15 protein-coding genes are annotated in these 14,791 nt (G+C 64.4%); 9 read left to right on the top strand and 6 right to left on the bottom strand.

Annotated elements, in window-relative coordinates; all coding sequences use genetic code 11:
- The 3 genes from HU729_RS22115 to HU729_RS22105 all read left to right on the top strand — a co-directional run.
- A partial coding sequence (locus HU729_RS22115) for a pitrilysin family protein (protein WP_186711561.1) occupies positions 1-937 on the top strand: 937 nt, incomplete at its 5' end.
- Positions 930-2,267, top strand: a complete 1,338-nt coding sequence (locus HU729_RS22110) for a pitrilysin family protein (protein ID WP_186711560.1) — start codon at positions 930-932, stop codon at positions 2,265-2,267. The genes HU729_RS22115 and HU729_RS22110, both read left to right, overlap by 8 nt.
- A 58-nt stretch (positions 2,268-2,325) precedes the next feature.
- Positions 2,326-3,318: a hydrolase gene (locus HU729_RS22105; protein ID WP_186665565.1), complete on the top strand. Its 993-nt coding sequence runs from the start codon at positions 2,326-2,328 to the stop codon at positions 3,316-3,318.
- Positions 3,319-3,330: 12 nt separating this feature from the next.
- Here the strand turns inward: HU729_RS22105 and HU729_RS22100 are convergent, their stop codons facing one another.
- A complete protein-coding gene (locus tag HU729_RS22100; RefSeq protein ID WP_186711559.1) occupies positions 3,331-4,185 on the bottom strand; it encodes a sulfurtransferase in 855 nt (284 codons plus the stop codon).
- A gap of 34 nt (positions 4,186-4,219) precedes the next feature.
- On the bottom strand, positions 4,220-4,885 hold the full coding sequence (locus HU729_RS22095) for a TetR/AcrR family transcriptional regulator (protein WP_186711563.1): 666 nt from the start codon (positions 4,883-4,885) through the stop codon (positions 4,220-4,222).
- 139 nt (positions 4,886-5,024) lie between these two features.
- Between HU729_RS22095 and HU729_RS22090 the strand changes: the two genes are divergently transcribed.
- From HU729_RS22090 to ggt, 4 genes are all read left to right on the top strand, one after another.
- The gene (locus HU729_RS22090; RefSeq protein ID WP_186711558.1) at positions 5,025-6,455 is read left to right on the top strand and encodes a coniferyl aldehyde dehydrogenase; all 1,431 of its coding nucleotides are present in this window, start codon (positions 5,025-5,027) and stop codon (positions 6,453-6,455) included.
- Positions 6,456-6,584: 129 nt separating this feature from the next.
- Entirely contained in the window at positions 6,585-7,064 is a 480-nt protein-coding gene (gene coaD, locus HU729_RS22085; protein WP_063541647.1) for a pantetheine-phosphate adenylyltransferase, read from the top strand.
- 155 nt (positions 7,065-7,219) lie between these two features.
- Positions 7,220-7,471, top strand: a complete 252-nt coding sequence (locus tag HU729_RS22080) for a YfhL family 4Fe-4S dicluster ferredoxin (RefSeq protein ID WP_011531711.1) — start codon at positions 7,220-7,222, stop codon at positions 7,469-7,471.
- Entirely contained in the window at positions 7,471-9,153 is a 1,683-nt protein-coding gene (gene ggt / locus HU729_RS22075) for a gamma-glutamyltransferase (RefSeq protein ID WP_186711557.1), read from the top strand. Before HU729_RS22080 ends, ggt begins: the two co-directional genes overlap by 1 nt.
- A gap of 45 nt (positions 9,154-9,198) precedes the next feature.
- Here ggt and mutM read toward each other — a convergent pair whose 3' ends face one another.
- Together mutM and HU729_RS22065 are read right to left on the bottom strand one after the other, a co-directional pair.
- On the bottom strand, positions 9,199-10,011 hold the full coding sequence (gene mutM / locus HU729_RS22070) for a bifunctional DNA-formamidopyrimidine glycosylase/DNA-(apurinic or apyrimidinic site) lyase (RefSeq protein ID WP_063541651.1): 813 nt from the start codon (positions 10,009-10,011) through the stop codon (positions 9,199-9,201).
- Between the two features lie 3 nt (positions 10,012-10,014).
- A complete protein-coding gene (locus HU729_RS22065) occupies positions 10,015-10,833 on the bottom strand; it encodes an HDOD domain-containing protein (protein WP_186711562.1) in 819 nt (272 codons plus the stop codon).
- A gap of 231 nt (positions 10,834-11,064) precedes the next feature.
- On the opposite strand from HU729_RS22065, the gene HU729_RS22060 reads away from it, so the two are divergent.
- On the top strand, positions 11,065-12,261 hold the full coding sequence (locus tag HU729_RS22060; RefSeq protein ID WP_186711556.1) for a class I SAM-dependent rRNA methyltransferase: 1,197 nt from the start codon (positions 11,065-11,067) through the stop codon (positions 12,259-12,261).
- 20 nt (positions 12,262-12,281) lie between these two features.
- On the opposite strand, the gene HU729_RS22055 is transcribed toward HU729_RS22060, so the two are convergent.
- Entirely contained in the window at positions 12,282-12,446 is a 165-nt protein-coding gene (locus tag HU729_RS22055; protein WP_186711555.1) for a hypothetical protein, read from the bottom strand.
- Between the two features lie 116 nt (positions 12,447-12,562).
- On the bottom strand, positions 12,563-12,901 hold the full coding sequence (locus HU729_RS22050) for a hypothetical protein (protein ID WP_186711554.1): 339 nt from the start codon (positions 12,899-12,901) through the stop codon (positions 12,563-12,565).
- On the opposite strand from HU729_RS22050, the gene ilvD reads away from it, so the two are divergent.
- Positions 12,900-14,741 (top strand): dihydroxy-acid dehydratase, encoded by a 1,842-nt coding sequence (gene ilvD / locus HU729_RS22045; protein ID WP_186711553.1) that lies wholly within the window; start codon positions 12,900-12,902, stop codon positions 14,739-14,741. The two genes, HU729_RS22050 and ilvD, sit on opposite strands and share 2 nt — an antisense overlap.
- The last annotated feature ends 50 nt before the right edge of the window (positions 14,742-14,791 follow it).

Raw genomic sequence — 14,791 nt, 5'->3', positions numbered from 1 at the left:
GGGGGGGGGGGGGGCCTTCACCAAGGTCCTGGAGATCGTCAAGGCAGAGCGGCGCAGCCATGTAGAGGGGACAGCCCTGGGCCGTGCCCTTGAGGCACACAAAACATTTTGTTATGGCAACGGAGCATACGCCACTCCCGTCATCGGGCGCCCAGAAGACCTGGACGCGCTGACAATCGACACCGCACGCGACTGGCACCGGCATTGGTATCACCCGAACAACGCCACGCTCGTGGTCGTCGGGGCCACGGACATGCCTCGCTTGCGCGAGCTGGTCGAGCGCCATTTTGGCGCCTTCGAGGCTGCCGAACTTCCGCCGCTCAAGCCGCTGGAAAGAACCGCAGCATCTGGGCGGCGCACGCAGACACTGCGTCTCAAGGGGCTGACAGAGGGATTGCTGATGAGCTTCGGCGTCCCCAGCCTGGCCACAGCGCCCTCCAACGAGGAGGCTTGCGCACTGCAGTTGCTGCCGAAATTGCTGGGCAAAGGTGCTAGCGCCTTCCTGCGCCAGCGACTGTTGAGCGACGAACTCATCTTGCTCAACTTGTCAGTGGACTATGACGCATTCAAACGCGCAGACAGCCTCCTGGAAATTCGGGCCCATACCAACACGTCCATAGGCACGCCTGCCCAGGCGCTCGACAGGATCATGCAGGAAATCGCCACGCTCCATCGCACCCCCTTCACTGAAAGGGACCTCAATCGCGCCAAGGTGCAATTCATGTCGAACAAGGTCTTTGCCCGCGATGACATCGCCAACCAGGCAGAGACCATCCGCCGCTACGCCGTCTGTGGCCTGGACCCGCACCTTTTGGAGCAGGAGCGACAAACGCTCGAAGCCGTGACCGTAGAACAGGTTCGCCAGGTGGCAAGCCTTTATCTGACCGAGGACCGGCTGATGGCCACCTTCATGCTCGAGGAGACGAATGATGAATGACATCCCGACAGGACTCACTAGCGCACAAGGCCTGAACCTCAATGCATTCGAGCAGATCAGCACCTCGGTGCAATCATGGCGGAACGATAACGGCACACGCGTGATGTTCGTGGAAACGCGGGGGCTGCCGATAGTGGATATCAAACTACGCTTCAAGGCAGGCACCTCGGCCGACCAGGACCACCATGGCCTCGCGGCCGTGACCTTGCACATGCTCGACAAAGGCAGCGACGGTCTGGAGGCGGCCGAACGGGACAGGCGGATGCAGGAACTGGGGGCCATCGTCAGCAAGGATATACGCCTCGATCACGCAACTTTCTCCCTGCGCACACTAAGTGCACCTGAAATTCTCACCCCCGCCGTGACACTGCTCGCCTCCATGCTCGCCCACCCCGACTTCCCGGCCGACGCACTCAAAACAATTAAGACCCGAGTCAACGCTCAGGACGGGGCGTGGCGAAAATCGCAACACTGGCAACCAGTAATCGAGCTGTATCACCACCTCTACCAAGGCCACCCCTATGAAAGCGTCTTGAGCACCCCTGAGCACGTCGACGCATTGACCGTCGATGACCTGAAGGCATTCCATCGCAAGGCGTATTGCGCAAGTAACCTGGACATCGCGATTGTCGGCGATCTATCCCGGGAGGCGGCCGTCGCCCTGGCGCAGGACATCAGCTCGGCATTGCCCCAGGGGTGGACGGCCGCACACCTGCCACCGGTTCCCTCGTCAGTGGCGGCAACACGGCACCTGCCCTGGAGCGTACCCAACATCCTCGCTCAGTTGACACTGCCCATGAACGTGCCGCCCACCGAAGCCGAACATCTCCCGCTGCAGTTGGCCAACGAAGTGTTAGGTGGCGGCTTCAGCTCCCGCCTCATGCAAGAGCTCCGGCAACGCCTGGAACTGACCTACCACATCGACTCGGACTTCACAGCATCCAGCACCGCTGGCAGGTTATCGATCAGATGGGACGTCAAACCGCAGCATCTCCAGACCAGTGTCGAGCGGGTGGACGCCCTGTTGCTGGCCTTTGCTCAGGAAGGGCCAACGCTGGAAGAACTGCAACTGGCGCAACAGAGACTCGCAGGTAAATGCCTCAAGGAGGTCGCCACGAATGGCCAGCTTGCCGAGCGCTTGGCCTACCTTGCCAGTCACGACCTGCCAGACGACTACCTCGACACCTACACCGATCGGTTGCGCGAACAAACACCTGCAGTCGTCCACGAGGTGATCCGACGTCGATTCGACCTGGACCGCAAGATACTGATCACTGTGGGCGGTCCTGCCGACCAGCAACCACTCGCACCCTCGCCCAGCGACCAATAGCACAGGCATGACGGCGGGGTTTCATGGCATTCTAGGCAGGCACATCACGAGTTCCAGCATGTCCAGCCACGCCTTCACCTTTCGCCCCGCCGTCGGGCTGTCCAATCCGCACCTGCAGACCCTGTGGGGGCCGCTCTGGCGCAAGCCCCCAAGGCTTGAGCGCAGCCGCGAACGCCTGTGGCTGGCCGACGGCGACTTCCTCGACATGGACTGGCACGGCCCGCATCAGGCAGACACGCCGCTGGTGCTGATCCTGCACGGCCTGACCGGTTCCTCCGACTCCCCTTACGTAAAAGGCCTGCAGCAAGCGCTGCAGGCGCGTGGCTGGGCCAGCGTCGCGCTGAACTGGCGAGGCTGCTCCGGCGAGCCCAACCTGCTTGCCCGCAGTTATCACTCCGGCGCCAGCGAAGACCTGGCCGAAACCATCCGCCATCTGCGCGCGCAACGACCATTGGCGCCGCTGTATGCCGTGGGCTACTCGCTGGGCGGCAACGTGCTGTTGAAGTACCTGGGCGAAAGTGGCTCGGCCAGCCAGCTCGAAGCGGCGGTGGCCGTGTCTGTGCCATTTCGCCTGGATCAATGCGCCGACCGCATTGGCATGGGTTTCAGCAAGGTCTACCAGGCGCACTTCATGCGCGAGATGCTGGCCTACGTGCAGAACAAGCAGCGGCACTTCCAGGCCCGTGGCCACAGCGAAGGGCTGGCCGCGCTGGAGCGCCTGGGGCCGCTACGCAACCTGAGGACCTTCTGGGATTTCGATGGCCGGGTGACCGCGCCGCTCAACGGTTTCAGCGATGCCCACGACTACTACCGCCGCGCATCGAGTCGCTATTACCTGGGGGAAAACCGCACACCGACGCTGATCATCCACGCACAGGACGATCCGTTCGTGTTCGGCCACAGCCTGCCGGTGGCGCAGGAGCTGGCACCGCAGACTCATTTCGAATTGCACCGCCGTGGCGGGCACGTGGGCTTTGTCGACGGCAGCCTGCGTAATCCGGGGTATTACCTCGAACGCCGGATTCCGCAGTGGTTGCTGGAAGGACGCTGACGCTGGGTCGCCTCAGTCGCCGGTAGCGACACCATGCTTGGGATCGTTGATCCATTCGCTCCAGGATCCTGCGTACAGGCGTCCCAGCGGGTATCCCGCCAGTGCCAGGGCAAACAGGTTGTGGCAAGCCGTGACGCCAGAACCGCAATACGCGACCAACTGTTCCGGCGCACGCCCCGCCAGCTTCTCGGCGAAGCGCTGCTTGAGCTGCTCGACCGGCAGGAAACGCCCGTCCGCACCGAGGTTGTCGGTGAACGCCGCGCACTGCGCGCCGGGAATGTGACCGGCAACAGGGTCGATCGGCTCGACTTCACCGCGAAAACGCGGCAAGGCGCGGGCGTCGATCAAGGTCAGATCGGCGCTGCCCAGGCGCTTGGCCAGGTGCTCGGCATCGATCAGCAGCTTCGCATCGGCCTTACCCTCGAAGTTGCCCTCGTGGTGCACTGGCGGGTCCAGGCTCAACGGCAGGTGCGCGGCATGCCAGGCCTTGAGGCCGCCGTCGAGGATGAACACCGCATCGCGCTTGCCCAGCCAGGCCAGCAGCCACCAGGCGCGGGCTGCGAAGGCACCAGGGCCGTCGTCGTACAGCACCACCTGGCTGTTATTATCCAGGCCCCACTTGCGCAGGCGCTCGATCAGAAGGCTAGGCTCAGGCAGTGGGTGACGGCCGGTCTGCCCCTTGACCACAGGCCCGCTCAGGTCGCGCTCCAGGTCCGCGAAATGCGCACCGGCGATATGCCCCTCGGCATAGCTGCGCTGGCCGTAGTCCACATCCTCCAGGGCGAAGCGACAGTCGAGGATCACCAGCCCCGGCGAGTCCAGACGCTCGTCCAGCTGCTGCGGGGTGATCAGTTGCGCAAGGGGCATGACAATCTCCTATCGATGGCTCGAAAGGCCCGGATCAATGTTCCAGGGCCTGGTTGAACGGAACGTGAAATTCGCTGCACAGCGCATCCACGGCGGCGCGGGAGCTGGCGGTGACGAACCCCAGCTCCAAAACCAGCACCTGATAGACGCCGCGCTTGAAGGCTTCTTCACCCAGGTGCGCGGAATGCTCGCGGGTGGTGCTGAGAAAACGCACCCAGGAGGTGAGCACGATCCAGGCATTGATGGTCAGCGACTCGATCTGGGTCGGCAGCATGTTCAAGATGCCCGCTTCGACGAAGCCACGATAGATCGCCTGACCCTGCTGCAGGCAACGCTGGGAGAAGCGCCGGTAACGTGCGGCCAGCTCCGGGTCGCTCTCCAGCAGGTGCTCGAGGTCGCGGTGCAGAAAGCGATAGTTCCACATCGCCGCGAGCAATGCCTTGAGGTAGAAGCGCTTGTCCTCGACGGTGGCCGCCCGGCCTTGCGGCGGGCGCAGGAAGCTGTCCACCAGCTCTTCGTACTGGTTGAACAGCAACGCGATGATCGCCTGCTTGTTGGGGAAGTGGTAGTACAGGTTGCCGGGAGAGATTTCCATGAACGCGGCAATGTGATTGGTGCTGACGCTGCGCTCGCCTTGCTGGTTGAACAGTTCGAGGCTGCTTTGCACGATGCGCTCACGGGTCTTCATGCGCGGGGCCATGCGGGTATCCAGGTCTGCGGGCTTCGTATGACGAGCCATCTTACGGTTTATTCCACGGGCGGTGCACACCGCGGACATTCACAGATCGACGCCGATTAGAGTATAAGCTCGAGAACTCGCCCCTCTGCGCGGAGCTGCCATGCGTTCGTCCACAGCCATGCCTCTTGAGCCATCCGACCTTGTTCTTGAGCAGTTGTTCGCCGAGCAACGCCAGGCCTTCGCAGGCAACCCCATGCCGCCCGCCGCGCAGCGTATCCAGTGGCTGAAAAGCCTGCGTGAGGCCCTGGTTGCAAACCAGCAGGCGCTGATCGAAGCCGTCGATGCCGACTTCGGCGGGCGCAGTGCCGATGAAACCCTGCTGGCCGAGCTGCTGCCATCCGTGCAGGGCCTGCGCCATGCCGAGCGTCATGTGCGGCGCTGGATGAAACCTGCCCGGCGCCGCGTCGGCCTGGCCTTCCAGCCGGCCAGCGCGCGAGTGCTGGCGCAACCACTGGGGGTGGTGGGCATCATCGTGCCGTGGAACTACCCGCTGTTTCTGGCTATCGGCCCGCTGACCGGTGCCCTGGCGGCGGGCAACCGGGTGATGCTCAAGCTCAGCGAGGCCACACCACGTACCGGCCATGCCCTCAAGCAGTTGCTCGAGCAGGTTTTCCCTGGCGACCTGGTGAGTGTGGTGCTGGGCGAGGTCGAGGTCGGCCAGGCCTTTGCCCGCCTGCCCTTCGATCACCTGCTGTTTACCGGCGCCACCAGCATCGGCCGCCAGGTCATGCTGGCCGCCGCGCACAACCTCACGCCGGTCACGCTCGAGCTGGGCGGCAAGTCGCCCGCCATCGTCTCCCACGACGTGCCACTGGCCAGTGCCGCCGAGCGCATTGCCTTCGGCAAGACCCTCAATGCCGGGCAGACCTGCGTGGCACCCGATTACGTGCTGGTCCCGCGTCAGCGCCTGGACGACTTCGCGCAGGCCTATCGACGGGCGGTGCAGCGCCTTTTCCCACGCATCGCAGACAACCCCGACTACAGCGCGATCATCAACCCGCGCCAGTTGGAGCGCCTCGAGCGCCTGCTCGCCGACGCCCGCGACAAAGGCGCCCAGGTACTCGACCTGTACCCCGACGAGCCGCGCCAGGGCCGCAGGCTGCCACCTCATCTGCTGCTGGATGTGAACGACGACATGCAGGTGATGCAGGACGAAATCTTCGGCCCATTGTTACCGCTGGTCGCCTATGACGCGCTGGATGAGGCCCTGGCCTACATCAATCAGCGCCCACGCCCGCTGGCGCTGTACTACTTCGGTTACGACCGCAGTCAGCAGGCGCAGGTGCTGCAGCACACACACTCCGGCGGGGTGTGCCTGAACGACACCCTGCTGCATGTCGCCCAGGACGACTTGCCCTTCGGCGGCATCGGCCCCTCTGGCATGGGTCATTACCATGGTCGCGAAGGTTTCCAGACCTTCAGCAAAGCCAAGGCGGTACTGGCCAAACAGCGTATCAACGCCGCCCGGCTGATCTACCCGCCTTACGGAAAAGCCCTGCAGCGCCTCGTATACAAGCTGTTCATCCGCTGAGCGCAAAGGGCGCATGACAGCCAATGGCCGTACTGTCTATAGTGCCATCATCCGGTCGCATGACTTGGCCGGGCAGCAGTCGCTGCGCTACCATCCGACTCCCCAACGCACTCCAGCCAGGATGACGCGATGAACCGAGTGTTGTACCCGGGCACTTTCGACCCCATTACCAAAGGCCATGGCGATCTGGTCGAGCGCGCCTCGCGGCTGTTCGATCACGTGATCATCGCCGTGGCGGCCAGCCCCAAGAAAAACCCCCTGTTCCCGCTGGAACAACGGGTCGAGCTGGCCCGCGAGGTCACCAAGCACCTGCCCAATGTCGAAGTCATCGGCTTCTCCTCCCTGCTGGCGCACTTCGCCAAGGAACAGGGCGCCAACGTGTTCCTGCGGGGCCTGCGTGCGGTGTCCGACTTCGAGTACGAGTTCCAGCTGGCGAACATGAATCGCCAACTGGCGCCGGACGTCGAGAGCCTGTTCCTCACGCCGTCGGAGCGCTACTCGTTCATTTCCTCGACGCTGGTCCGCGAGATTGCGGCGCTGGGCGGGGATATCACCAAGTTCGTCCACCCGGCGGTGGCCGAGGCGTTGACCGTACGCTTCAAGAAGTGATCGCAGCGGCCTGAGTTCGGCTTTGTACGCCACGTCGCCAACCGGCACTTGCGCGACAAAGCCTCGCGCCCGCGTGCACTGCGGGCGTTAATGCGGCACAATTGTGCCCATTGCTTTGATACATGCCCGGGCGCCGAGCCCCGGCCGGAGTCCCAATGTCCCTGATCATCACCGACGATTGCATCAACTGCGACGTCTGCGAACCCGAGTGCCCGAACGCCGCCATCTCGCAAGGCGAAGAGATCTACGTGATCGACCCGAACCTCTGCACCCAGTGCGTGGGCCACTATGACGAACCCCAGTGCCAGCAGGTTTGCCCGGTTGACTGCATCCCGCTGGATGAAGCCCATCCGGAAACCGAAGACGAGCTGATGGCCAAGTACCGCCGGATCACCGGCAAGGCCTGATGCCGTTCGTCGCCGCGATTGGCCGCGCATTGCTCGGCGCCGCACTGGCGCTGCTGGCCACCGCCGCCCTGGCGGACGGGCCCGGGCGCGCCGCCATTGCCAGCCCCCACGCCGATGCCACTGCAGCGGCACGAGAGGTTCTGGAGCAGGGCGGCAACGCGTTCGATGCCGCCATCGCCATCAGCGCCACGCTGGCGGTGGTCGAGCCCTATGGCTCGGGGTTGGGCGGCGGCGGTTTCTTCCTGCTGCGCGAGCAGTCCGATACTGCGCACTACCGCTTCCTGGATGCCCGCGAGCGCGCGCCGGGTGCCGCCACCCCAGGCATGTACCTGGAAGACGGCAAGGTCCGGCAGGGGCTTTCGATCAACGGTGCGCTGGCGGCGGCCATCCCAGGTCTGCCCCAGGCGCTGGCAGATCTCGCGGCGACCCACGGCAAACTGCCGCTCAGGGACAGCCTCGCGCCAGCCATCCGCCTCGCCAACCAAGGCTTTGCCGTAGACCGCATCTACCGCGATCGCGCGACCATGCGCCTGAACGCGCTGCGTGACGACCCGGAAAGCGCTCGGCTGTTCCTGCGCGAGAACCAGGTCCCCGCCCTGGGCAGCGTGATCCGCCAGCCGGAACTGGCCGCCACCCTGCAAGCAATGGCCGATCAGGGGCGCGACGGTTTCTACCGTGGGACGGTTGGCCGCCAGCTTGTCGAGGGTGTGCGCCGCGCTGGCGGTGTCTGGACCCTCGACGATCTCGCCAACTACCGCACGGTCTGGCGCCAGCCACTGCGCTATCCCCTGGCAGACCAGCGCGAGCTGATCAGCAGCCCACCGCCGTCTGCCGGCGGCGTGGCCTTGGCGCAGAGCCTGGCGATGCTCCAGCGCCTGCCTTGGCAGAGCGCAGAACCCGTGCAACGCAGCCACTATGTGGTGGAAGTCCTGCGCCGCGCCTACCGCGATCGCGGCCTGCTCGGCGACCCGGACTACGTCACCAACCCGATCAACCGCCTGCTGGCACGCCACTATCTGACCGGACTTGCCGACAGCATCGACGTGCACGATGCCACGCCCAGCAGCGCCCTGCCGCCCGCGCCCGCCTGGCGCGAGGGCGACCACACCACTCACTTCAGCGTGATCGATGCCACAGGCAATGCCGTGTCGGCCACGCTGTCGGTCAACCTGCCCTTCGGTGCAGCCTTTACCGTACCCGGCAGCGGCGTGGTGCTGAACAACGAGATGGACGATTTCGCCGCCGACCCCACAGGCAGCAACAGCTACGGCCTGGCCGGCAGCCAGGCCAATGCGGTGGCCGCGGGCAAGCGCCCACTGTCGAGCATGAGTCCGAGCTTCATCGAAAGTCCGTCACAGTTCGCCAGCTTCGGCACGCCCGGCGGCAGCCGAATCCCGAGCATGGTGCTGCTGTCGATGCTCGGCTTTCTCGAAGGGCGGCCGGTGAACGAATGGCCGGCGATCCCCCGCTATCACCATCAGTACTTGCCAGATGTGATCGAGCACGAGCCCGGCACCTTCGATGAGAGGCAGAAAGCCGCGCTGCGTGCACGCGGCTATGAGCTCAAGGATGTGCAGCGCAGCTATGGGAACCAGCAGGTGCTGTACTGGGACAAACGCGCCGGGACGCTCGAGGCGGCCAGCGATCCGCGCGGGGTCGGTGAGGCCGCAGTGCTGGAGTGACCCGCAAAGCTGCGGCGCGCGGAATGGCTGTTCGCCGAACGAATCTCAGCGCTGACAGCGCGGGCAGAACACGCTAGCGCGCTGCCCCAGCTTCACGTCCCGCAGCTCGGTCCCGCACACCTTGCAGGCCTCACCGCCACGCCCATACACGAACAGTTCCTGCTGGAAATACCCCGGCTGCCCATCGCCACCGATGAAATCGCGCAACGTGGTGCCACCACGCTCGATGGCCGCCGCCAGCACGCGCTTGATCTCGATCGCCAGCTTCAGATAACGCGCCCGGCTGATCCCGCCCGCCTCGCGGCGTGGATCGATGCCCGCGGCGAACAGCGCCTCGGTGGCGTAGATGTTGCCCACCCCCACCACCACGGCGTTGTCCATGATGAACGGCTTGACCGCCATCGACCGCCCGCGTGACAGCTGGAACAACCGCTCGCCGTCGAACAGGTCGGTCAATGGCTCCGGCCCCAGGCGCACCAGCAGCTCGTGACCGAGCGGGTCCTGGCTCCAGAGCATGGCGCCGAACCGACGCGGGTCGGTGTAGCGCAGCATCAGCCCCGACTCCAGCTCGATGTCCACATGTTCATGCTTGGCCGCCGGCAGCCCGAGCTCGACCAACCGCAGGTTGCCAGACATCCCCAGGTGGCTGATCAAGGTGCCCACCTCGGCGTTGATCAGCAGGTACTTGGCCCGCCGCTCGACGCTGACGATGCGCTGCCCCGACAGGCGCACATCCAGATCCTCGGGGATCGGCCAGCGCAGGCGCCGGTCACGCACCACCACGCGGCTGACTCGCTGGCCTTCCAGGTAAGGCGCGATCCCGCGCCGGGTGGTCTCGACTTCTGGCAACTCAGGCATGGATCAGTGGCCACTCATTTCACGGATGTTCTGCTTGAGGCTCTCGAAGTCGTACTCCGACAGCCCGATGTAGTCCAGCACCAGCGGCCCGACGACGTTCCACTCGTGGTCGACGCTCTGGTTGCCCAGCACGCGGTACGACGCACAGATGTGTTCGGCCATTTTCAGCACCGCCAGCAGGTTCTTCAGCTGGGTCTGGGTGTTGCGTGAAGACTCGTCGCGGAATACCGCCAGGGCGTTGTGGTGGTTGGCGATGGCCGCGCTGATGTGCTCCGGCAGGCGCCACGACTTGGCGGTGAAGTAGCCCACCACCGAATGGTTGGTGTTGAACGCGCGGTTCTCGGTGTCCACCACCCGCGTTTGTTCGTCGGCCTTGGCGTAGGCGTCCTCCAGCACTTCCATGTAGGTCGGGAAGCGCTTGAGCATCAGCGGCACGCCGCAATCATGGAACAGGCCAAGGGTGTAGGCCTCGTCCACCGCCTGGATGCCGGTGCGCTTGGCCAGGGTCAGGCAGGTCATCGCGACGTCCTGGGCGGTGTCCCAGAAGCGGTTGAGGGTGACGATGGTTTCGTCGCTCATCTCGCCCTTGATCGACTGCGCGTTGATCAGGTTGATGATCGAGCGGCTGCCCAACAGGTTTACGGCGCGCTGGATCGAGCCAATCTTGTTGGCCAACGCGAAATGCGGGGAGTTCACCAGCTTGAGCAGTGCACCGGCCAGACCAGGATCCTGCGCTATCAGCTTGGCGATCGTCTCCAGGTCCGGATCGGGCATGTACTGCTCGAACTGCAGGTCCACCATGATCTGCGGCTGCGGCGGAATGGTGATGCCTTGCAAGGCTTGCTGGATCTGTTCGGCGGAAAGTTCCTGGGACATGGGTACACACTCGGAAATGACGAGAGATTCTAACCCTGTACTCCTGCAGGGCACCAACCACTGGATCGTTTCCTGGGCGGTTAACTTTAGCAGCGATGAGGCCGACACTTCATCCAGCCCACCAGCGAACCCCAGGCCAACGCGGTATACTCCCGCTCTTTTTTCCGGAGCGACGTCATGTCCCTGCCCAGCCTTCGCCTCAAAGCCAATGCCGACCGCCGCCTGCGCGCCGGCCACCTGTGGGTCTACAGCAATGAAGTCGATGTCGCCGCGACTCCGCTGCAAGGCCTGAAGGCCGGGCAGCAGGCGATCCTCGAGGCGGCCAACGGCAAGCCGCTGGGCGTGGTGGCGGTGAGCCCGAACAACCTGATCTGTGCCCGCCTGCTGTCGCGCGATGCCAAGCTGCCGCTGGACAAGTCGCTGCTGGTGCACCGCCTGAACGTCGCCCTGTCGCTGCGTGAGCGCCTGTTCGACAACCCCTGCTACCGCCTGGTCTACGGCGACTCCGACCTGCTGCCGGGCCTGGTGGTCGACCGCTTCTTCGACATTCTCGTGGTGCAACTGGCCTCGGCCACCATGGAAGCTCACAAGGATGAGGTGATCGCTGCCCTGGTACAGGTGCTCAAGCCCAGTGGCATCCTGTTCAAGAATGACTCCGCCGCGCGCGACGCCGAGGGCCTGGGCCGCTATGTCGAGACTGTTTATGGCGAAGTGCCAGACTGGGTCGCGCTGGAAGAGAACGGCGTGAAGTTCGAAGCGCCGGTACGTGAAGGCCAGAAGACTGGCTGGTTCTACGACCACCGCATGAACCGTGCGCGCCTGGCGCCCTACGTCAAGGGCAAGCGCGTGCTCGACCTGTTCAGCTACATCGGTGGCTGGGGCGTACAGGCCGGGGCCTTCGGCGCCAGCGAAGTGTTCTGCGTCGATGCCTCGGGCTTTGCCCTGGATGGCGTCGAGCGCAATGCCGCGCTCAACGGCATTGCCGAAAAGCTGACCTGCATCGAAGGCGACGTGTTCGAGGCCCTGCGCGAACTCAAGGCCGCCGAAGAACGCTTCGACGTGATCATTGCCGACCCACCCGCCTTCATTAAGCGCAAGAAGGACCTGAAGAACGGCGAGGCCGCCTACCGCCGCCTCAACGAGCAGGCCATGCGCATGCTCAACAAGGACGGCATCCTGGTCAGCGCTTCGTGCTCCATGCACCTGCCCGAAGATGACCTGAACAACATCCTGCTGACCAGTGCCCGCCACCTGGACCGCAACCTGCAACTGCTCGAGCGCGGCGGCCAGGGTCCGGACCACCCAGTGCACCCGGCAATCGCCGAAACCCGCTACATCAAGAGCATCACCTGCCGGTTGCTGCCCAACAGCTGACCCACCTGCCTGGGGCTGGCCTACAGCCCCAGGTCATGCAATGTGTGGTGATTGTTGGCGATGATGTTGGCGATCAGCGACTCCCCCGGGAAGTCGGCCATGATGATGCCCACGGTCCTGACCGTTGGCTGCGGGCCGTTGAGATCCTCGATATCGTCCCGCGCCAGGGAGTGAAACAGGCGCATGACTCAAGTCCTTTGCGAGCGCAAGAAGACGTCAGGCTAATGACCCGGCGGACAGCCGGGCACTAGATAACTATCGACCGACCATGACTGCAGCGCTGCCTTGGCAAAAACCCTGCTCAGATATCCAACACCATGCGGCGCGCGATGGTAGCTGCAGCGAGACCAGGAAAATACCGCTGGAAGGGCATTTGGGAGATGTCCTGCATCACCCTGTCCAAATGACGAAAAGCACCGTCCAGACACATCGTCATTCCCTCGTCGCGCCAGCGGTGTAGAATCGGCCTATTCATCGCCAGACATCCCCAGGCGGGTTTATGAGCTCTGGCCAAGCACGCGGCGATCCCGCGCTGTCTTCGGCCCCATCCGTGCCAGCGGCAACCGGCCTTCGGCGCAAAGGACAAGAGAAGCTCACTCCCCTTTCCAGAGACCTGATTAAGCCGCCAGGAGTGCTTCATGCCTGATTATCGTTCCAAGACTTCCACCCAGGGCCGCAACATGGCGGGTGCCCGCGCACTGTGGCGCGCCACCGGGATGAAGGACGAAGACTTCAAGAAACCGATCATCGCCATCGCCAACTCGTTCACCCAGTTCGTCCCGGGCCACGTGCACCTGAAGGACCTGGGCCAGCTGGTCGCCCGCGAGATCGAGCGCGCCGGTGGCGTGGCCAAGGAATTCAACACCATCGCCGTCGACGACGGCATCGCCATGGGCCACGACGGCATGCTGTACTCGCTGCCGAGCCGCGAGATCATCGCCGACGCCGTCGAGTACATGGTCAACGCCCACTGCGCCGACGCCATCGTCTGCATCTCCAACTGCGACAAGATCACCCCCGGCATGCTGATGGCCGCCCTGCGCCTGAACATTCCAGTGATCTTCGTCTCCGGCGGCCCGATGGAAGCCGGCAAGACCAAGCTGGCCAGCCACGGCCTGGACCTGGTCGACGCCATGGTCATCGCCGCCGACTCGACCGCCAGTGACGAAAAGGTCGCCGAGTACGAGCGCAGCGCCTGCCCGACCTGCGGTTCGTGCTCCGGCATGTTCACCGCCAACTCGATGAACTGCCTGACCGAAGCCCTGGGGCTCGCCCTGCCGGGCAACGGCTCCACCCTGGCCACCCACGCCGACCGCGAGCAGCTGTTCCTCACCGCCGGACGCACCATCGTCGAGCTGTGCAAGCGCTACTACGGCGAGAACGACGAGTCGGTACTGCCGCGCAACATCGCCAACTTCAAGGCGTTCGAGAACGCCATGATGCTCGACATCGCCATGGGCGGTTCGACCAACACCATCCTGCACCTGCTGGCTGCCGCCCAGGAAGCGGAGGTCGACTTCGACCTGCGCGACATCGATCGCCTGTCGCGCAAGGTGCCACAGCTGTGCAAGGTGGCGCCGAACATCCAGAAGTACCACATGGAAGACGTCCACCGCGCCGGCGGCATCTTCAGCATCCTCGGCTCGCTGGCCCGTGGCGGCCTGCTGCACACGAACCTTCCGACCGTGCACAGCCGCAGCATGGAAGAGGCCATCGCCAAGTGGGACATCACCCAGACCGATGACGAAGCCGTGCACACCTTCTTCAAGGCAGGCCCGGCCGGTATCCCGACCCAGACCGCGTTCAGCCAGTCGACCCGCTGGGAAACCCTCGACGACGACCGCGAGAACGGCTGCATCCGCAGCTTCGAACACGCCTACTCGCAGGAAGGTGGCCTGGCCGTGCTCTACGGCAACATCGCCCTGGACGGCTGCGTGGTCAAGACCGCGGGCGTCGACGAGTCGATCCATGTGTTCGAAGGCACCGCGAAGATCTTCGAAAGCCAGGACAGCGCCGTGCGCGGCATTCTCGCCGACGAAGTGAAGGCCGGCGACATCGTGATCATCCGCTACGAAGGCCCGAAAGGCGGCCCGGGCATGCAAGAGATGCTCTACCCGACCTCGTACCTGAAGTCCAAGGGCCTGGGCAAGGCCTGCGCACTGCTCACCGACGGCCGCTTCTCCGGCGGCACCTCGGGCCTGTCGATCGGCCATGCTTCGCCGGAAGCGGCCTCGGGCGGCGCCATCGGCCTGGTCAAGGACGGTGACAAAGTACTGATCGACATTCCGAACCGCTCGATCAACCTGCTGGTCAGCGACGAAGAGTTGGCCGCACGCCGTGTCGAACAGGACAAGAAGGGCTGGAAACCTGCCGAAGTGCGTCCACGCAAGGTCACCACTGCACTGAAGGCCTACGCCCTGCTGGCGACCAGCGCCGACAAGGGCGCTGTGCGTAACAAGGCGATGCTCGACGGGCTGTGAGGCTTTGAGGGTGTGAAAGAAGAACCGGCGCCTTGAGCGCCGGTTTTTTT

The sequence above is a fragment of the Pseudomonas sp. RW10S2 genome (assembly GCF_014268985.1).
GTDB classification, from domain to species: domain Bacteria; phylum Pseudomonadota; class Gammaproteobacteria; order Pseudomonadales; family Pseudomonadaceae; genus Aquipseudomonas; species Aquipseudomonas wayambapalatensis.
This window is presented reverse-complemented; position numbering and strand designations above follow the sequence as displayed.